The sequence below is a fragment of the Pantoea sp. X-Soil-TKNS-1211 genome, assembly GCF_059730495.1.
Genome location: NZ_AP035953.1, coordinates 562,119 through 579,348 on the forward strand (window position 1 = coordinate 562,119; position 17,230 = coordinate 579,348).

General features: G+C 54.9%; 20 protein-coding genes. 11 read left to right on the plus strand and 9 right to left on the minus strand.

From position 1 onward, the window contains the following. Window positions 1–15: 15 nt before the first annotated feature. Window positions 16–996 (minus strand): calcium/sodium antiporter, encoded by a 981-nt coding sequence (locus tag AC6I8W_RS02495; protein ID WP_497836844.1) that lies wholly within the window; start codon window positions 994–996, stop codon window positions 16–18. A gap of 225 nt (window positions 997–1,221) precedes the next feature. Between AC6I8W_RS02495 and mlaF the strand changes: the two genes are divergently transcribed. The 7 genes from mlaF (at window position 1,222) to murA (ending at window position 5,999) form a co-directional block, all read left to right on the plus strand. Beyond that, window positions 1,222–2,037 (plus strand): phospholipid ABC transporter ATP-binding protein MlaF, encoded by an 816-nt coding sequence (mlaF, locus tag AC6I8W_RS02500; RefSeq protein WP_480367788.1) that lies wholly within the window; start codon window positions 1,222–1,224, stop codon window positions 2,035–2,037. A 4-nt stretch (window positions 2,038–2,041) separates the two neighbouring features. After that, window positions 2,042–2,824 carry a lipid asymmetry maintenance ABC transporter permease subunit MlaE gene (gene mlaE / locus AC6I8W_RS02505; RefSeq protein WP_021184247.1) on the plus strand — a complete coding sequence of 261 codons (783 nt, stop codon included), beginning with the start codon at window positions 2,042–2,044 and terminating at the stop codon, window positions 2,822–2,824. A gap of 4 nt (window positions 2,825–2,828) precedes the next feature. Next, a complete protein-coding gene (gene mlaD / locus AC6I8W_RS02510; RefSeq protein ID WP_497836845.1) occupies window positions 2,829–3,356 on the plus strand; it encodes an outer membrane lipid asymmetry maintenance protein MlaD in 528 nt (175 codons plus the stop codon). 19 nt (window positions 3,357–3,375) lie between these two features. Continuing rightward, entirely contained in the window at window positions 3,376–4,008 is a 633-nt protein-coding gene (mlaC, locus tag AC6I8W_RS02515; RefSeq protein WP_497836846.1) for a phospholipid-binding protein MlaC, read from the plus strand. Then, complete coding sequence (gene mlaB / locus AC6I8W_RS02520) at window positions 4,008–4,313, plus strand: lipid asymmetry maintenance protein MlaB (protein ID WP_497836847.1); 306 nt, start codon at window positions 4,008–4,010, stop codon at window positions 4,311–4,313. Before mlaC ends, mlaB begins: the two co-directional genes overlap by 1 nt. 114 nt (window positions 4,314–4,427) lie before the next feature. Continuing rightward, entirely contained in the window at window positions 4,428–4,685 is a 258-nt protein-coding gene (gene ibaG, locus AC6I8W_RS02525; RefSeq protein WP_497836848.1) for a BolA family iron metabolism protein IbaG, read from the plus strand. A 54-nt stretch (window positions 4,686–4,739) separates the two neighbouring features. Beyond that, window positions 4,740–5,999, plus strand: a complete 1,260-nt coding sequence (murA, locus tag AC6I8W_RS02530; RefSeq protein WP_497836849.1) for a UDP-N-acetylglucosamine 1-carboxyvinyltransferase — start codon at window positions 4,740–4,742, stop codon at window positions 5,997–5,999. A 58-nt stretch (window positions 6,000–6,057) separates the two neighbouring features. Here murA and AC6I8W_RS02535 read toward each other — a convergent pair whose 3' ends face one another. Together AC6I8W_RS02535 and ispB are read right to left on the minus strand one after the other, a co-directional pair. Further along, window positions 6,058–6,369 (minus strand): helix-turn-helix domain-containing protein, encoded by a 312-nt coding sequence (locus AC6I8W_RS02535; protein ID WP_497836850.1) that lies wholly within the window; start codon window positions 6,367–6,369, stop codon window positions 6,058–6,060. A gap of 234 nt (window positions 6,370–6,603) precedes the next feature. Further along, window positions 6,604–7,575 carry an octaprenyl diphosphate synthase gene (ispB, locus tag AC6I8W_RS02540; RefSeq protein WP_497836851.1) on the minus strand — a complete coding sequence of 324 codons (972 nt, stop codon included), beginning with the start codon at window positions 7,573–7,575 and terminating at the stop codon, window positions 6,604–6,606. 255 nt (window positions 7,576–7,830) lie between these two features. Between ispB and rplU the strand changes: the two genes are divergently transcribed. From rplU to cgtA, 3 genes are all read left to right on the plus strand, one after another. Continuing rightward, on the plus strand, window positions 7,831–8,142 hold the full coding sequence (gene rplU, locus AC6I8W_RS02545) for a 50S ribosomal protein L21 (RefSeq protein WP_480367804.1): 312 nt from the start codon (window positions 7,831–7,833) through the stop codon (window positions 8,140–8,142). A 15-nt stretch (window positions 8,143–8,157) separates the two neighbouring features. After that, window positions 8,158–8,415: a 50S ribosomal protein L27 gene (gene rpmA, locus AC6I8W_RS02550; RefSeq protein ID WP_031375434.1), complete on the plus strand. Its 258-nt coding sequence runs from the start codon at window positions 8,158–8,160 to the stop codon at window positions 8,413–8,415. 246 nt (window positions 8,416–8,661) lie between these two features. Further along, window positions 8,662–9,837, plus strand: coding sequence for an Obg family GTPase CgtA (gene cgtA, locus AC6I8W_RS02555; protein ID WP_497836852.1), 1,176 nt, complete (start codon window positions 8,662–8,664; stop codon window positions 9,835–9,837). A gap of 148 nt (window positions 9,838–9,985) precedes the next feature. Here cgtA and AC6I8W_RS02560 read toward each other — a convergent pair whose 3' ends face one another. From AC6I8W_RS02560 to AC6I8W_RS02580, 5 genes are read right to left on the minus strand one after another with little or no spacing between them, the layout of a single operon-like run. Next, the gene (locus AC6I8W_RS02560) at window positions 9,986–10,402 is read right to left on the minus strand and encodes a hotdog fold thioesterase (RefSeq protein ID WP_497836853.1); all 417 of its coding nucleotides are present in this window, start codon (window positions 10,400–10,402) and stop codon (window positions 9,986–9,988) included. A gap of 3 nt (window positions 10,403–10,405) precedes the next feature. Next, the gene (dhbA, locus tag AC6I8W_RS02565; protein ID WP_497836854.1) at window positions 10,406–11,164 is read right to left on the minus strand and encodes a 2,3-dihydro-2,3-dihydroxybenzoate dehydrogenase; all 759 of its coding nucleotides are present in this window, start codon (window positions 11,162–11,164) and stop codon (window positions 10,406–10,408) included. Further along, window positions 11,161–12,015, minus strand: a complete 855-nt coding sequence (locus tag AC6I8W_RS02570) for an isochorismatase family protein (RefSeq protein ID WP_497836855.1) — start codon at window positions 12,013–12,015, stop codon at window positions 11,161–11,163. Before AC6I8W_RS02570 ends, dhbA begins: the two co-directional genes overlap by 4 nt. 17 nt (window positions 12,016–12,032) lie before the next feature. After that, on the minus strand, window positions 12,033–13,649 hold the full coding sequence (locus AC6I8W_RS02575; protein ID WP_497836856.1) for a (2,3-dihydroxybenzoyl)adenylate synthase: 1,617 nt from the start codon (window positions 13,647–13,649) through the stop codon (window positions 12,033–12,035). A 10-nt stretch (window positions 13,650–13,659) separates the two neighbouring features. Beyond that, window positions 13,660–14,838, minus strand: coding sequence for an isochorismate synthase (locus AC6I8W_RS02580; protein ID WP_497836857.1), 1,179 nt, complete (start codon window positions 14,836–14,838; stop codon window positions 13,660–13,662). Between the two features lie 176 nt (window positions 14,839–15,014). Here AC6I8W_RS02580 and fepB point away from each other — a divergent pair, with 176 nt between their 5' ends. Continuing rightward, the gene (gene fepB / locus AC6I8W_RS02585; protein ID WP_497836858.1) at window positions 15,015–15,980 is read left to right on the plus strand and encodes a Fe2+-enterobactin ABC transporter substrate-binding protein; all 966 of its coding nucleotides are present in this window, start codon (window positions 15,015–15,017) and stop codon (window positions 15,978–15,980) included. Here fepB and entS read toward each other — a convergent pair. Then, entirely contained in the window at window positions 15,975–17,225 is a 1,251-nt protein-coding gene (gene entS / locus AC6I8W_RS02590; protein ID WP_497836859.1) for an enterobactin transporter EntS, read from the minus strand. The genes fepB and entS overlap by 6 nt on opposite strands. Between the last annotated feature and the right edge of the window lie 5 nt (window positions 17,226–17,230).

A 17,230-nucleotide genomic window follows, 5' to 3' on the forward strand; every position in this document is an offset into this window, starting at 1 on the left:
TTCAGTCTGTCCTTATTAACTTGGGGTAAACATGGGGCTAAGCCACAGCCAGCACACCCACACGATAAATCCAGCTAACAACAAGGTGCCTGCTACACGGCCAATACGGCGGCGTGGTTGCAGGCACAGCAAGGCGAACAATACGCTAACGCCCAACATAACCCAGTAATCCCGGGCAAATGCATGAGGATCAATGCTGCCCGGATGAATCAGTGCAGGCAGGCCCAGTACGATAGCCAGATTATAAATGTTGGCACCGATCAGGTTGCCGATAGCGATATCGTCCTCGCCTTTCATGGCACCGGCAATCACGGTCGCCAGTTCTGGTAAGCTGGTGCCTACGGAGATCAGCGTCAGACCCATCACCAGTTCGCTCACGCCGAAGTAGTCGGCAAAGGCGGTTGCGTTATCGATCACCATGCGGGTCGACATGGGTAGAATGAGCAAAGCGACGGCAAGCCACAGGAAGGCCACCGTATTGCCGGTTTCGTCGCGCGGTAGCTCCGCTAATTGTTCGCGTGTCAGGGTATCGTTGTTTTCGCGTTCAGCCCGACGCGCGATACGAATCACGACCAACAGATAAACCAGCGCAATCAGCAGCAAGGCTACCCCATCCAGGCGGCTAAGATGATTATCAAACAACATGATGCCGCTCAGCAGTGAGACCAGCAGCATTAACGGGAGTTCGCGACGAATCAGATTGGAATGGACGGTTAAGGGGTGCAGCAACGCTGCGCCGCCGAGGATTAACAGAATATTGGTGATGTTCGAACCCAGCGCGGTGCCCACCGCTAAATCCATCTGTCCATGTTGCGCAGCGGAAAAAGAGACGATCAATTCGGGAAGCGAAGTACCGATGCTGACCACCGTCATGCCGATGATTAATGGCGGGATGCCAAAGGATCGACTGAGGATCGCGGCACTGAAAACTAATCGGTCAGCGCCGTAAGCCAGTAAAATCAATCCAATAAACAGCAGGGCAGTGGCTACGAACATGAAAAATCCTTGATGGCCGGGGGTGTCGGCACACCTGGCCGACGGGTAAAAACATGAGCGCATTGAAACAGGCGCTGATTTTGACTGTCTGAGAGGCAAAAGTAAATTTTAAGGCGGTTTTCGCCACATCGGGTGGGTAAGTTTCTGTAAAACTCTCGTGGATTTTGGTCTTACAGGCTACCATCCCCGGACACGATAACGCCCGATCCCCATTAAGAGGTAAAGATGATCCAGCAACAAACGAATCTGGTTGAGGTTCGTGGCGTAAGCTTTTCGCGCGGAGATCGCACCATCTTCGACGATATATCCTTAACCGTACCGGCGGGTAAAGTCACCGCCATTATGGGGCCGTCGGGCATTGGTAAAACCACGTTGCTTCGTTTGATTGGCGGCCAGCTGCAACCTGATAAAGGTGAAATCTGGTTTAACGATGAGAACATCCCCACGCTTTCGCGCCGCAGATTGTATGAGGTGCGTAAAAAAATGAGCATGTTGTTCCAGTCGGGGGCACTTTTTACCGATCTCAGCGTCTTTGATAACGTCGCTTGGCCGCTGCGTGAGCACACGCAATTACCGCCAGAGTTGCTGCACAGTACGGTGATGATGAAACTGGAAGCGGTCGGCCTGCGCGGTGCGGCACAGCTGAAACCGGCGGAATTGTCGGGCGGTATGGCGCGGCGTGCTGCGCTGGCGCGTGCCATCGCGCTGGAACCCGATCTGATCATGTTCGATGAACCCTTTGTCGGACAGGATCCGATCACCATGGGGGTTCTGGTAAAATTGATCGATGAACTTAACCATTCGCTGGGGGTGACCTGCATTGTGGTTTCGCACGATGTGCCAGAGGTCTTGAGCATTGCCGATCATGCCTATATTGTTGCCGGGCAAAAAATTATTGCTCAGGGTAGTGCGCCTGAATTGCGGCAAAACGCCGATCCACGTGTGCGCCAGTTTATTGAAGGGCATGCGGATGGCCCGGTGCCGTTCCGCTTTCCGGCCGGGGACTATCTGGCCGATTTGACCCATGCAGGGAGAACCTAAACTGATGTTGTTACAGGCGCTGGCGTCACTCGGACGTCAGGGGATAAACACCTGTGCGGCGTTTGGCCGGGCAGGAATGATGCTGTTTCATGCGCTGGTGGGTAAACCCGCGTTTCGCAAACACGCGCCATTGCTGATTAAGCAACTCTACAGCGTGGGCGTTATGTCGCTGTTGATCATCATGGTGTCCGGGCTGTTTATCGGCATGGTGCTGGGATTGCAGGGTTATCTGGTCCTGACCACCTACAGCGCGGAAACCAGTCTTGGCATGTTGGTGGCGTTATCGCTATTGCGTGAACTTGGCCCGGTGGTCACAGCACTGCTGTTTGCCGGGCGAGCCGGTTCGGCGTTGACAGCGGAAATCGGCCTGATGAAGGCAACTGAGCAACTCTCCAGCATGGAGATGATGGCGGTTGACCCGCTGAGGCGCGTGGTGTCACCGCGTTTCTGGGCCGGTTTCATCAGCATGCCACTGCTGGCGTTAATCTTCACGGCGGTGGGGATTGCTGGTGGTGCACTGGTGGGCGTCAGCTGGAAAGGGATCGATCCGGGTTTCTTCTGGTCCGCAATGCAGAATGCCGTGGATTTCCGTACTGATGTCATCAACTGCATTATCAAAAGCGCCGTCTTCGCCATTACGGTGACCTGGATTGCGCTGTTCAATGGCTATGATGCCATCCCGACCTCGGAAGGGATCAGTCGGGCGACGACGCGTACCGTGGTGCATGCTTCACTGGCGGTACTCGGATTGGATTTTGTGCTGACAGCACTGATGTTTGGGAAATGATGCAATGCAAAGCAAGAAAAACGAAATTTGGGTAGGCGTCTTCATGCTGCTGGCTCTGCTGGCTCTGCTGTTTCTCAGCCTGCGTGTTGCCGATCTGAAATCGCTGGGGACTGAACCCACGTGGAAGCTGTATGCCACCTTCGATAATATCGGCGGCCTGAAAGTCAGCTCACCGGTCAAGGTTGGCGGTGTGGTGATTGGCCGGGTGACGGATATTTCGCTGGATGACAAAACCCTGTCACCACGCGTCACGATGGCGATCAGCGATCAATATGCTGACAAGATACCAGACACCAGTTCACTGGCGATCCGTACCCAGGGACTACTGGGTGAGCAGTTCCTGGCGCTGAATCTGGGCTTTGATGACCCGGATCTGGGTTCCGCTATGCTGAAAGATGGCGGAACGCTGCGTGATACCAAATCGGCGCTGGTGCTGGAAGATTTGATCGGCCAGTTCTTGTATAAGAGCGGCGATAACAAAAACGATAATAAACAACAGGGTGCGGAGAGCGCGCCTGCAGCAACGGAATAATCCCAAGAGGTACAACACGATGTTTAAACGTTTACTGATGATTGCCATGCTGGCCATTGTTCCCCTGGCTGCTACGGCCGCGGACCAGAGCAATCCCTATAAGCTGATGAATGAAGCGGCGGCGAAAACCTTTACTCGCCTGAAAAACGAACAGCCCAAGATCAAACAGAATCCGAACTACCTGCGCGATATCGTGCGCCAGGAATTGCTGCCGTATGTACAGATCAAATACGCCGGTGCGCTGGTGCTGGGGCGTTACTACCGTGACGCGACCCCCGCGCAGCGTGATGCTTACTTTAACGCCTTTGGTGATTATCTGGCGCAGGCTTACGGCCAGGCACTGGCCTTGTATCATGGTCAAACCTATCAAATCCAACCGGAGCAGCCGATTGGCGATGCCAATATCGTGGCGATTCGCGTCACGATTATTGATCCCAATGGCCGTCCACCGGTCCGTCTTGATTTCCAGTGGCGTAAGAACAGCCGCACCGGCGACTGGCAGGCCTACGACATGGTGGCTGAAGGCATCAGTATGATCACCACCAAACAGAACGAGTGGGGCGATCTGCTGCGTACCAAAGGTATTGATGGTCTGACCGCGCAGTTGAAAGCGTCAGCGGCACAGCCTATCTCTCTGGATAAGCAGCAATAATGAGCGAACCATTACGCTGGCAGCGCACTGCCAGCACTCTGGCCCTGAGCGGCAAACTGGATCGCGACACGCTTCTGGCCTTGTGGCATCAGCGCGATACCGCCATGGTGGGTATCGATACCATTGATGTGGCTGCGCTTGACCGCGTTGATTCAGCAGGCCTGGCTCTGTTGGTGCATTTACGTGAAATCGTACGTGCACAGGGCAACACGCCATGCTTTAGCGGCATTACTGATAAACTCCAGTCACTGATTACGCTTTATAACTTGCAGCAGATAATTGTTTCTGCGGAAAAAACAGCCTAATCATTCCCACACCGATAAAGCCCCTGATGCTTTCAGGGGCTTTTGCGTATTTAAGAGTCAGGAACTTTCCTCTAAGATGTCTGGCTTATTCTTATTAACTTGAAGCAAAGAGCGATGGAAAATAGTGAAGTTCAGGCTGTGCTGATGCAGGCGCTGCCTTTAGACGAAGTACATGTCCTCAGCAACGATGGCAGCCACTTTCAGGTGATTGCCGTCGGTGAGATGTTTGGTGAGCTGAGCCGAGTTAAAAAGCAGCAGGCGGTTTATGCCCCTCTGATGGAATATATTGCGGATAATCGCATTCATGCGGTTTCTATTAAAACTTATACCCCTGCCGAGTGGTCGCGCGACCGGAAACTTAACGGTTTCTAAGCGCACAAGCCTGCTCAGGCGGGCTTGTTGGGATGGATATTGAGAACCATGTTAATGGACAAATTTCGTGTGCAAGGCCCTACCCGTTTGAGTGGTGAAGTGACCATCTCCGGGGCGAAGAATGCTGCGCTACCTATTCTGTTTGCAGCGCTGCTGGCTGAAGAGCCGGTAGAGATTCAGAATGTGCCGAAACTGCGTGACATCGACACCACCATGAAGCTGCTGAGCCAGCTGGGTGCGAAAGTTGAACGCAATGGTTCGGTACATGTTGATGCGCGCGAAGTTAATGTTTTCTGTGCGCCGTACGATCTGGTTAAAACCATGCGTGCTTCTATCTGGGCGCTGGGTCCGCTGGTCGCGCGTTTTGGCCAGGGGCAAGTCTCTCTGCCGGGTGGTTGTGCTATTGGTGCACGTCCGGTCGATCTGCACATTACCGGCCTTGAGCAGCTGGGAGCGGAGATCAAACTGGAAGAGGGCTATGTCAAAGCCTCAGTTGATGGCCGTCTGAAAGGCGCGCATATCGTGATGGACAAAGTGAGCGTGGGTGCCACCGTGACCATCATGAGTGCTGCAACTCTGGCGACCGGTATCACCATCATTGAAAACGCCGCGCGTGAGCCGGAAATTGTCGATACGGCAAATTTCCTGAACACGCTGGGTGCGAAAATTAGCGGTGCAGGTAGCGATAAAATCACCATCGAAGGCGTAGAGCGTTTGGGTGGCGGCGTATACCGCGTACTGCCGGATCGTATCGAAACCGGTACTTTCCTGGTGGCGGCCGCGATTTCACGTGGCAAAGTGCTGTGTCGTAACACTCAGCCGGATACGCTGGATGCGGTACTGGCTAAACTGCGTGACGCAGGTGCAGATATCGAAACCGGTGAAGACTGGATTAGCCTCGACATGCACGGTAAGCGCCCGAAAGCCGTCAACGTGCGTACTGCCCCGCATCCGGGTTTCCCGACTGACATGCAGGCACAGTTCACACTGCTGAACCTGGTGGCCGAAGGTACCGGTGTGATCACTGAGACTATTTTCGAAAACCGCTTTATGCATATCCCTGAGCTGATTCGCATGGGCGCACACGCTGAAATCGAAAGCAACACCGCAATCTGTCATGGTGTTGAGACCCTTTCCAGTGCTCAGGTGATGGCGACCGATTTACGTGCGTCGGCCAGTCTGGTTTTGGCGGGTTGTATCGCTGAAGGCACCACGCTGGTGGATCGTATCTACCATATCGATCGCGGTTATGAGCATATCGAAGACAAACTGAAAGCGATGGGTGCGAATATCGAACGCGTCAGCGGCGAATAACGAACTTATCGGTTTGAAATGAAGAAACCAGTCGCGTCGTGCGGCTGGTTTTTTTTCATCAGAGATCCGCACAAGGCGCTTCAGGATCTAAAGGCAATTCCGGATCCTTTGCAGGTGGTAGACGTATTTTACGATCGCGTAAGCAGCGTGTCTTCGGATCATAATATCGGCTTGGCCAGATCTCTGAAGGATGAATATTGAGTGCTCCGGCAATCAACCACTCGCCTTTCGGCCATGGGCGAACTATTGCATTGGCCAGCGTTGATGAACTTAGACCTGACTGTCGCGATAATTCCGCCATTGACATGCCCTTTTTTCTTAACCGGGCAATGATGTCAGCTGAATGCCAGTCTTTTCTCCTTATGCGCATAAACGTTCTACTCCTTGTCCATGTTGTTAGCTTATCCAACGGGAGAATGTGCCTTTCCTGAGCCAAGATAGCTGGAAAGTTATGGATATTTATAGCAAAAAGATTCCTGAAAGTTCCAGTAAGTTTCAAGTAATGATCGATAACTGCGTGATCTTTCGCAAAAGTTTTGCAAACGATGTAAAGGGAGGGGGCAGAAGTGAGAGCGAGAAGGGGCCACGAACGGCCCCATAGAGATTAGAAATCGCGTTGGACGGACATATGGGCCAGGGCTTCGAGTGCACTACGCCATGGCGTTTCAGGCAGAATTTTCAGTGCAGCAATCGCTTTATCCGCCTCTTCTTCTGCACGCTGGCGCGTCCATGTGAGGGAGCCACATTGTTGCATTGCTTCCAGCACGGGTTCCAGCAGATGGCGGCCATTGCCTTCTTCAATTGCACGGCGAATCATCTGCGCCTGCTCAGGCGTGCCATGGTGCATGGCATGTAGCAACGGCAGCGTCGGTTTGCCTTCGCTCAGGTCATCACCGGTATTTTTACCGAGTGTTTCCCCATCGGCGCTGTAATCCAGTAAATCGTCGATTAACTGGAAAGCGGTGCCAATATAGCGTCCATAATCCTGTAGCGCTTTTTCCTGGGCTGGCGTGGCTTCGGCGAGGATCGCGGAGGCCTGCGACGCAGCTTCAAACAGGCGGGCAGTTTTGCTGTAGATCACCCGCATGTAGTTCTCTTCAGTGATGTCCGGATCATTAACGTTCATCAGCTGTAACACCTCGCCTTCGGCGATCACGTTAACGGCTTCAGACATCAGTGCGAGGATCTTCAGGGATCCCATGCTGGTCATCATCTGGAACGCACGGGTATAAATAAAATCACCCACCAGCACGCTGGCGGCGTTGCCAAAGGCGGCATTGGCCGTGGCTTTGCCCCGACGCATATCGGATTCATCCACCACATCGTCATGGAGCAGGGTGGCGGTGTGGATAAATTCGATCAGCGCCGCATTGGTGATATGTTGCGAACCCTGGTAATTCAGTGCACGTGCTGACAGCACAGCAATCATCGGGCGAATGCGTTTTCCGCCACCGCTGATGATGTAATAACCCAACTGGTTAATCAGCGAGACTTCTGAATTCAGCTGGTCGAGGATGGTCTGGTTGACGGCCGCCATGTCCTGCGCGGTTAATTCATTAATCTGTTCTAAGTTCATTCGTCTGTTCAGCTATGACTCGTTTCTCGGCATGGTAAGCGCTTTTACCCAGCGTGAGTTCAGGTAATCTGTTACTGATTGTACTTGAAAAATCGGCTTGATAAACGTTTGCATTCATCCTGCGCTTTTTTTCTGCAAGAGAGTGCAAAGTGCACTTGTCTTCTTCTGGAGATTTGCGTAGAATTCGCGCCCTATTGTGAATATTTATAGCGCCGCCTGATAAACAAAAAGGCAAGCGCAGAAGCGGAGTTTTATATGTACGCGGTTTTCCAAAGTGGTGGTAAACAACACCGAGTAAGCGAAGGTCAGACCGTTCGCCTGGAAAAGCTGGACATCGCAACCGGTGAAAGCATTGAGTTCGACCAGGTTCTGATGATTGCAAATGGCGAAGACGTGAAAATCGGCGCGCCACTGGTTTCAGGCGGTGTGATCAAAGCAGAAGTTGTTGCTCATGGTCGTGGCGAGAAAATTAAGATCGTTAAGTTTCGTCGTCGTAAGCACTACCGTAAGCAGCAGGGCCACCGTCAGTGGTTCACTGATGTGAAAATCACTGGCATCAGCGCCTAAGAGGAGATCTGACAAATGGCACATAAAAAGGCTGGTGGCTCGACTCGTAACGGTCGTGACTCCAATGCAAAACGTCTGGGTGTAAAACGTTTCGGTGGCGAATCTGTTCTGGCAGGTAGCATCATCGTTCGTCAGCGTGGTACTAAATTCCACGCCGGTAACAACGTAGGTTGTGGTCGTGACCACACTCTGTTTGCTACCGCAGACGGCAAAGTTAAATTCGAAATCAAAGGTCCGAACAACCGTAAATACATCAGCATCGTTGCTGAGTAAGGTTGTCGTGACGCAGACGGTTAACGTCTGAACGAACGAATGAAAGGCCCCGCAGCTTTGCGGGGCTTTTTACATTCTGCTGCGGAGCGCGCCTGAGCCTGCATCCTTAAGTAGAATGCTGTACAATTTATGTACACAAGGCATTGCCAATCCTGTATTATCCGCCGCCGGTCAGCGCAGAAGACCCTGGCGGACCCGTTTGCAGTCAGACACCTGCTGTGAACGTTAGTGTGACGGAGAAAGAAAATGAAGTTTGTTGATGAAGCGACGATCCTGGCGGTTGCGGGTGATGGCGGTAATGGTTGCGTCAGCTTCCGCCGCGAAAAATACATTCCGAAAGGTGGCCCGGACGGCGGTGACGGTGGCGATGGCGGCGACGTTTACCTGCTGGCTGATGAAAACCTGAATACCCTGATCGATTATCGTTTCGAAAAATCTTTCCGTGCTGAGCGTGGTCAGAATGGCCAGAGCCGTGACTGTACCGGCAAACGTGGTAAAGACATCATCGTCAAAGTTCCTGTCGGTACGCGTGTTATCGATCAGGGCACCGGTGAAACGCTGGGCGATATGACGCGTCACGAGCAGAAGCTGATGGTCGCCAAAGGCGGCTGGCATGGTCTGGGCAACACCCGTTTTAAATCTTCTGTGAACCGCTCACCACGCCAGAAAACCATGGGTACGCCGGGCGAAAAGCGTGACCTGCAACTGGAGCTGATGCTGCTGGCTGACGTCGGTATGCTCGGTTTGCCGAATGCCGGTAAATCGACCTTTATTCGTGCCGTCTCTGCGGCAAAGCCAAAAGTTGCCGATTATCCGTTTACCACCCTGGTACCAAGCCTGGGCGTGGTACGTATGGACAGCGAAAAAAGCTTTGTGGTAGCTGATATCCCGGGTCTGATTGAAGGTGCTGCTGAAGGCGCTGGCCTCGGTATTCGCTTCCTGAAACACCTCGAACGCTGCCGCGTGTTGCTGCACCTGATCGACATCGCGCCAATTGATGAGTCTGATCCGGTGGAAAACGCGCGCATCATCCTCGGCGAGCTGGAAAAGTACAGCGAGAAACTGTACCAGAAGCCGCGCTGGCTGGTGTTTAACAAAACTGACCTGCTGAGTCGTGAAGAAGCGGAAAGCCGCGCTAAAGCGATTGCAGAAGCGCTGGGTTGGGAAGATAAATACTATCTGATTTCTGCTGCCAGCCGTAATGGCGTCACCGACCTGTGCTGGGACGTGATGAGCTTCATCATCGCTAACCCGAAAGAAGCCGAAGAAGAAGCGAAAGAGCCGGAGAAAGTTGCCTTCATGTGGGATGATTACCACCGTGAAGCGATGGAAAACGCGCAGGAAGTGGAAGAAGACGAAGACTGGGATGACGACTGGGACGAGGACGACGACGAAGGCGTCGAAATCATTTACCAGCGTTAAGCGCACCAGCAAAAAGCGGCCAGATGGCCGCTTTTTTGTTGCCGAAATAATGACATGTATCTGTAGCGGCGCGATTTATCGCGTAATCCGGAGCACCATGCCGGAAAGACCCGCGCGATAAATCGCGCCGCTACAGAATGTGTGGAAATTACCCCAGCACTGCCACCGTCAAACGGCTACTGCAACACAGTTGGTCGCGTCCATTGCGAATCTCAATCTGCCAACTTTGATTACGCGCACCGAGATGCAGTGGGCGGCAGATACCGCGCACTTCGCCGCTACTGACCGCACGGTGATGACTGGCACTCACCTCAATCCCCACCACACTTTTTCCCTCTTCCACGCTGAGATACCCGGCAATCGATCCCATCGATTCTGCCAACACCACCGATGCGCCGCCGTGCAACAAGCCAAATGGCTGCTGCGTGCGTGCATCAACAGGCATGATAGCCTCGAGGTGATCGTCGCCGATCACGGTGAACACAATGCCCAGATGTGCCAGCATCGAGTTCTCACCCATCCGGTTGAGTTCATCCAGTTCTATTGATCGTTTCCAGATTGCCATGCGTCAGGCTCCCAGCGTTGCGCCACCGTCCACCACGATATCCTGGAGTACCACGTGGCTGGCGAGATCGGAAGCGAGGAACAGGATATTGGCGGCGATCTCCTGGGGTTTGGCGATCTTACGCAGCGGGATCCCGAGCTTGTATTGATCCTGGAAGCCGTTGATCATCTCCTGCTCCGCTTCTGGCGTATGCCACAGGCTGCGTTGCATATCGGTATCGGTCGATCCCGGTGACACGATATTGCAACGCACGCCGAGCGGGGCCATTTCCAGACCTACGGTGAGGCACAGGCTACGCAGCGCGGCTTTGGACGCACCATAGGCAGACATGCCAAGGCGTGGCGCATGGGCGGCATTGGAGGCGATGGTGACGATGGCACCGGCCCGCTGTTGGCGAAATACCGGAAGCGTCTGCTGGAACATATTAAACGCACCACCGGCGTTGACGGCGAGGCAGGCTTGCCAGTCCTCAAATGCCAGCTCTTCGGTGCTACCGATGCGCAGAATGCCGGCCCCGTTCACCAGTACATCAAGACGGGGTTGCTCGGCCAGCAGGCGCTGGCAGACGGTTTTGACTTCTGCGGCATCGGCGACGTTCATCACCTGACAGGCAAACGGATAGTCTGATTGATCAAAACGCAGATCAAAGCCCACCACTTGGGCGCCCGCCTGATGAAAAGCCAGCGCCGTATGGTAGCCAATGCCTTTACCGGCCCCGGTGACCCAGACAATTTTTCCACGAAAATCAAAAGGCAGGCTCATTTTGCCGACTCCCGCGACAGCAGCGCCCACCAGCCATCAATGCTGGGATTCTTCGCCAGGCTGACGAAATCGATATCGCTGTGCACCTGACGCCAGCGCGCTGCCAGCGCCATCACCCGCACGGAATCGAGACCGTAGTCGATCAGGTTCTCATCATCTTCCGGCACATCGTCATCTTCCAGCAGCGGCAGGATCAGCGCGCGCAAATCGTCTTTGCTCAGCGGCAATGGCATCAGATCGGCGGTCATCACCACTTTGCCGCTACGGCCAGCGGTGTAGGTCAGCGCCATCAGATGTTCTTCACGGGTGAAGTCAGCCAGCGCATCGGCCACCATAAACGGCTGAATGTTGCGCATAAAAGCGTCGGTGGCGGTGGTCAGGCAGCCGATGTGGGCGTACACGCCAGTAATGATCAACTGATCGCGGCCCATCTCTTGCAGGATCGACTCCAGCGGCGAGCGGTGGAAGGCACTGTAGCGCCATTTGGTCAGCACATGATCGTCCTGATCCGGTGCCAGTGCGTCGACGATCTTCTGTTGATCGGGATGCTTGTTGAGGCCCGGTCCCCACATATCATTCAGCAACGCGCGATCTTCATCGCTCTGCTGGTTGGGTTGCGCGGTATAGAACACCGGAATACCCTGCGCTTTGCAGTAAGCACGCAGACGCGCGATATTTTCGACAACCTGATTCACCAGCGGGCTGTTTTCGCCCCAAAAATTAAGGAAATAGGCCTGCATATCGTGAATCAGCAGCGCCGCGCGTTGCGGCTCCAGCGCCCATTTCACCTTGTTGGCAGGCAACTCGGCGGCGGTCGGCAGCGGATAAGAGGTCAATTTTGGAATAGCCATACAATCTCCGGAACAGGTCAGGCTTGCGCTTGTTGGTCGGCAAGTTGTTGGCGCAGACGTTTTTTATCCACCTTGCCAACCGGGGTCAGCGGCAGGGCGTCTACGCAGGTAATACGATCGGGTAATTTGAACTCGGCAACGCCCAGCTCACGTAGATGGCGACGCAGCGCCACCGGCTTAATCGGCTGGCTGGCGACAATAAAGGCGCAGCTCTTTTCACCCATCAGTTCATCATTCATCGACACCAGCGCGGCATGAATCACATCCGGGTGGCGTTGCAGCAGATTTTCGATCTCTTCTGCGGCGATCTTCTCACCGCCGCGGTTGATCTGATCTTTCTCGCGTCCCTGCACGGTGATGTAACCCTGCGGGTTGATCTCAATCAGATCGCCGGAGCAGTAAAATCCGTCGGCATCGAAGCTGGCGGCGTTATGCTCCGGGCTGCGATAGTAACCGCGGAAGGTATAAGGTCCGCGTGTCATCAGACGTCCCACTTCACCCACCGGCAGCGCATTGCCGTCGGCATCGGCGACCCAGACTTCATCATCATCAGAAATCGGGCGTCCCTGAGTGGTGAGGATGGTTTTCTCATCGTCGTCGAAGCGTGTGTAGTTCACCAGCCCTTCCGCCATCCCGAACACCTGTTGCAGGCGGCAACCAATCTCCTGCTGGATACGCATTGCGAGGGTTTCACCCAGCTTCGCGCCGCCAACCTGCATCCGTTCCAGCGAAGCCAGCTGTGTGTTGCTGCCCCACTCCTGAATCGCCTGCAACCACAGGCTTACCGCTGGCGGCACCAGGCCGGTATCGGTGATCTGATGTTTTTCGATCAACGGAAAGCACAGTGTGGCGCTGGGATCGGCGGCCAGTACTACCTGACCACCGGCATAAAACACGCCGAGTGCACCGGGCGAACTCATCGGGAAGTTATGCGCCGCAGGCAGCGCCACCAGATAGCGGGTACGATCGGTTACGGCACAAATATCCACGCTACCACGAATGCTGTAGTAGTAATCATTATGGGTACGCGGGATCAGTTTTGGCGTGCCGGTGCTGCCACCGGAAAGCTGGAAGAAGGCCACTTCATCTCCGGCGCTCGGCGTCGGGGTAAAATCACCGGCATTTTCCGCCAGCAGCGCTTCCAGGGTGTTTTCCGGCTGGGCATCATTGCGCAGAATCACCTGCTGCAATGAGGGATGGCTGCGGCACAGCGTGTCGATAAAGCTATCATCGGCGAACAGAGGATGGGTGCGATCGGCAATCAGCAGCACTGGTTCAATTTGTGCCGCGTAGGCGGTCATTTCGGTACGCTGGTGGCTGAACAACGCATTGACGGGCGCCACACCGATTTTAAATAAGGCGAACAGCGTCAGATAGAAATCCGCCACGTTGCCGAGTTGTACCAACGCGGTATCGCCGGTTTTCAGGCCGCGACGTTGCAGCGCTGCCGCCAGGTTGTCGGTTAACTGATGCATTTCGCGGTAGCTGATGTGACGTTCGCCGTCGATCACCGCGATGGCGTCGTTTTCTTGCTGACGCGCGAGGATGTCGGTCATCGGCACGTCGAGCCAGTAGCCTTTTTCACGGTAACGTGCGGCGAGTTCATCAGGCCAGCGGTTATAGGGAATACTCATGGTCTTTCCTTTATTGCAGTCCAAAGGCGCGCAACATGGTGTCCAGCTTCACGCCGGTTTCACGCCATTCTAATTCGGGTTGAGAGTCGGCCACAATTCCGGCACCGGCAAACAGGCGCACATGGGTGTCATGTACCGTGCCGCAGCGGATGGTGACGACCCATTCGCCATTGCCTTCGTCATCACACCAGCCGACGATGCCGCCAAACAACTGACGATCGAACGGCTCCAGTTGTTGGATCAGCTGCTGTGCCTGTTGATGCGGGAAACCGCTCAGGGCCGGTGTCGGATGCAGCAGGCAGGCGAGGGACAGGGCATTTTCGCGCGTGTCCTGCACTTCACCATCAATCTGCGTAGCGAGATGCCATAAAGTTGAGGTAGTGATGAGCGAAGGCACCGTCGGCACCGACAGCAGATGGCTGCGTGGTTGCAGGGTGGTGCGCATCGCATCGGTGACCAACTGATGTTCGTGCCGATCTTTACTGGAATTCATCAGGGTTTCGCCGGCTGCGCGGTCGGTTTGGCTGTCGCTATCGCGACGTGCTGAACCGGCGAGAGGACAAGAGCTGAAGTCACGCCCCTGCTTGCGCAGCATCAGTTCCGGACTGGCTCCCAGCAACACACCACCCTGCGGCAGCGGCAGATGGAAATGGTAGCTGTTAGGGTTTTGCGCCATGACCCGCTGCATCAGCGCAGCGCTATCCACCGGTTGTTCTGTCACGATATCCATTAAACGCGACAGGACCACTTTGTCGAGATCGCCACGTTGGGTGGCAGCCACCGCATCGGCCACCATTTGGGTAAAGATGTCGTGATCCGGTACCGCCGCACGGCGGCGCACTGCGGGTAGAGCACTCAGTTCGGTCGGTAACGCGGCCAGCAAATCGGCACGCTTAAAGGTCTGATGGGATTCAGGAATAAACAAGGCGGCAGGTTGGCTGACATCAAACGGGATCGCACCGACCAGAATCGGCTTCTCGATACCCTGTTTTTTCGCCGCCGCAAAATGCTGGCGCAACTGTTGCTGAAAATCACCGTCTAACGCAGCAGCATCCTGAACCGGTTCGGTCAGGGTGGTGTAGCAACCCTGAGTCACCAGGCTGCGCCACGGAGATGTGAACAGGAATCCGCGACAAAGTGCGGAAAAATCCTTCAGCCAGGCATTTTCAAATGTGGAGGATTCCACCATAATTTTCACCTATAAATGATAAGATTATTAAGAATGATTATCATTTTTATTATGGCATCGTAACCTACGTCTAATGGGTTAAAGAGTCAATCAGTTCGCGGGAATTCCCTTATCTTTAGGCGTTTTCCCGCAATTACGCCGAAGGCCGGAATAAGCTAAATGGTGGATGAAAACTTATGAATAAATGCGGTTTATGGGGCATGGTTGTCCTGTTGTTCATTTTGCAGGCGGTTAGTGGCCTTGCGCGTGCCGAACAGGGCTGGCCGCGCAAAATTCAGACCGAACAAGGCGTGGTGACTTTAACCAAAGCGCCTCAGCGTATCGTCTCAACCAGCGTCACGCTGACCGGTTCTCTGCTGGCGATTGATGCCCCGGTGATTGCCTCCGGTGCCACTGCCCCCAATAGCCGCCTCTCTGACGATCAGGGCTTCTTCCGTCAGTGGGGCGAGGTGGCAAAACAGCGCGGCGTAAAACGTCTCTATATTGGCGAACCCAGCGCTGAAGCGGTTGCCGCCGAAGCGCCGGATCTGATTATCGTCAGTGCCACCGGGAATGATTCTGCTATCAAACTGGTGAGCCAACTTTCTGCCATTGCACCGACGCTGGTCATCAACTATGACGATAAAAGCTGGCAAGACCTGATGACATTGCTGGGTGACGCCACCGGGCATGAAACCGAGGCGGCGCAGTATATTAAAGCCTTTGCCGATCGCCAGGCCGCGCTGAAAAAAGCCATCAAATTACCGCCACAGCCGGTTTCCGCCATGGTATGGAATGGCGATGGACGAGCGGTGAATCTGTGGACCGCAGAATCGGCGCAGGGCAAATTGTTGCAGCAACTGGGCTTCACCCTGGCGATGCCCCCGGCCAATATTCAACAAAGCCACAGCATGGGACAGCGCAAGGACATCATTCAGCTCGCGGGTGAAAACGTTGCCAACGGCCTGACGGGACACAGCTTCCTGTTATTTGCTGCCGATGACAAAACCCGTCAGTCGGTGCTGGCTAATCCGTTCCTCGCACAAAACGCCGCCGTGACGCAACAGCAGGTTTATGCGCTGGGCGTCGACAGTTTCCGCCTTGATTACTTCAGCGCCAGCAACCTACTGACTCGCCTGGAAAAACTGTTTGTGAAGTCATGATGTTTCTTCCGCCAGCTTCACGGCTGGCGGTTGATAGCGACGTAACGATCCCATCACCAGCCACATCAGCACGCCCAGCAGGGTGGCAGCGAAGCCAAACATCGCGGCAGCCTGCTGGGGTAACAGCCAGGCACCGATCCCGCCAATCAGCGCCGCGCCCAACGCATCCCCGGTGACGTTTTGTGCCGTCCATAAGCTGTTAATACGTCCCAGCAGCGCATCAGGGGTTAATGCCTGAATCAGGGTGTACTGCACCAGGCTGGTAATGGAACTGAAGTAACCGAAGGCCACCAGACAGAGCAACGCGAGGGGGAGGTTCGGCATCAGGCCAAACAGCCCGAGCGCCAGAAATGAGGTGATAGCGCTACTGAGAATCAATAACCCAGGACGTGCGGCCTGTGCTAACCGACCACTGGTCACTGCGCCGATCGCGGCACCCAAAGGCACGGCAGCGAACATCAATCCCAGCCGGTCGGCGCTCACCTCCCAATGCGGTGCCAGCGCCGGATAAAGCACGCGAATTGCGCTTGCCAGCGTGACCAGCGCGCCCATTAACGCCGCCATACCTACCAGCGGGGTGGTAAACAGAAATTGCACACCGGTAGCCAGGGACTTTAAGGGATGTTCACGCGGTTGGGGTGGTGGAGGCAGCACCGGCAACTTCAACAAGGTCAGCACGGTCAACAAGGTTCCCAGCGCCGCGAGGGCGAAGTTCCACACCACGCCGCCGCTGGCAATCACCATGCCGGCAATCGCCGGTGACAGGATAGAGCCGAAGCGTACTGAAAGCATGGTAATCGCGCCTGCCTGCATCAGATTCTCGCGTCCGACCAGCGCCGGAGTTGCGGCCAGCAGCGCGGTGACGCCAATCGCACCAAAAAAGCCATCCCACAACCCCAGCAGATAGACCACAGACAACGAGGGTTCAGGCAGTGCGGCGTTAATCGCCAGCCCGACAAAGCCCAGGCCACAGGTGGAACGAGCCAATAAAATCAGTTTCTTACGTTCATAACGATCGGCCAGTACTCCACCGGTGAGTAAACCGATAAACATGCCGCAGGCGGCTACCGTGACGCCGAGTCCGACCAACAGGGAGGAGCCCGTCATCTGCTGAATTTGTACCGGTACGGCTACGGCTAGCATGCCGAGTGCCACAATCGAGATAAAGCGGGCGATAAACACCGCGCGAAACGCCGGGTGGGATTTAAGCAGGGAGAGATCGATAAAGTGGGAGGGTTTGTTCATGTCTT

Coding starts and splice junctions, on each gene's coding strand:
- AC6I8W_RS02570 (WP_497836855.1), bottom strand. CDS start 12,015: ATGGCTATTCCAAAATTGACCTCTTATCCGCTGCCGACCGCCGCCGAG.
- ibaG (WP_497836848.1), top strand. CDS start 4,428: ATGGAAAATAGTGAAGTTCAGGCTGTGCTGATGCAGGCGCTGCCTTTA.
- ispB (WP_497836851.1), bottom strand. CDS start 7,575: ATGAACTTAGAACAGATTAATGAATTAACCGCGCAGGACATGGCGGCC.
- fepB (WP_497836858.1), top strand. CDS start 15,015: ATGAATAAATGCGGTTTATGGGGCATGGTTGTCCTGTTGTTCATTTTG.
- AC6I8W_RS02495 (WP_497836844.1), bottom strand. CDS start 996: ATGTTCGTAGCCACTGCCCTGCTGTTTATTGGATTGATTTTACTGGCT.
- mlaB (WP_497836847.1), top strand. CDS start 4,008: ATGAGCGAACCATTACGCTGGCAGCGCACTGCCAGCACTCTGGCCCTG.
- mlaC (WP_497836846.1), top strand. CDS start 3,376: ATGTTTAAACGTTTACTGATGATTGCCATGCTGGCCATTGTTCCCCTG.
- mlaE (WP_021184247.1), top strand. CDS start 2,042: ATGTTGTTACAGGCGCTGGCGTCACTCGGACGTCAGGGGATAAACACC.
- murA (WP_497836849.1), top strand. CDS start 4,740: ATGGACAAATTTCGTGTGCAAGGCCCTACCCGTTTGAGTGGTGAAGTG.
- cgtA (WP_497836852.1), top strand. CDS start 8,662: ATGAAGTTTGTTGATGAAGCGACGATCCTGGCGGTTGCGGGTGATGGC.
- AC6I8W_RS02575 (WP_497836856.1), bottom strand. CDS start 13,649: ATGAGTATTCCCTATAACCGCTGGCCTGATGAACTCGCCGCACGTTAC.
- rpmA (WP_031375434.1), top strand. CDS start 8,158: ATGGCACATAAAAAGGCTGGTGGCTCGACTCGTAACGGTCGTGACTCC.
- AC6I8W_RS02535 (WP_497836850.1), bottom strand. CDS start 6,369: ATGCGCATAAGGAGAAAAGACTGGCATTCAGCTGACATCATTGCCCGG.
- mlaD (WP_497836845.1), top strand. CDS start 2,829: ATGCAAAGCAAGAAAAACGAAATTTGGGTAGGCGTCTTCATGCTGCTG.
- AC6I8W_RS02580 (WP_497836857.1), bottom strand. CDS start 14,838: ATGGTGGAATCCTCCACATTTGAAAATGCCTGGCTGAAGGATTTTTCC.
- entS (WP_497836859.1), bottom strand. CDS start 17,225: ATGAACAAACCCTCCCACTTTATCGATCTCTCCCTGCTTAAATCCCAC.
- rplU (WP_480367804.1), top strand. CDS start 7,831: ATGTACGCGGTTTTCCAAAGTGGTGGTAAACAACACCGAGTAAGCGAA.
- dhbA (WP_497836854.1), bottom strand. CDS start 11,164: ATGAGCCTGCCTTTTGATTTTCGTGGAAAAATTGTCTGGGTCACCGGG.
- mlaF (WP_480367788.1), top strand. CDS start 1,222: ATGATCCAGCAACAAACGAATCTGGTTGAGGTTCGTGGCGTAAGCTTT.
- AC6I8W_RS02560 (WP_497836853.1), bottom strand. CDS start 10,402: ATGGCAATCTGGAAACGATCAATAGAACTGGATGAACTCAACCGGATG.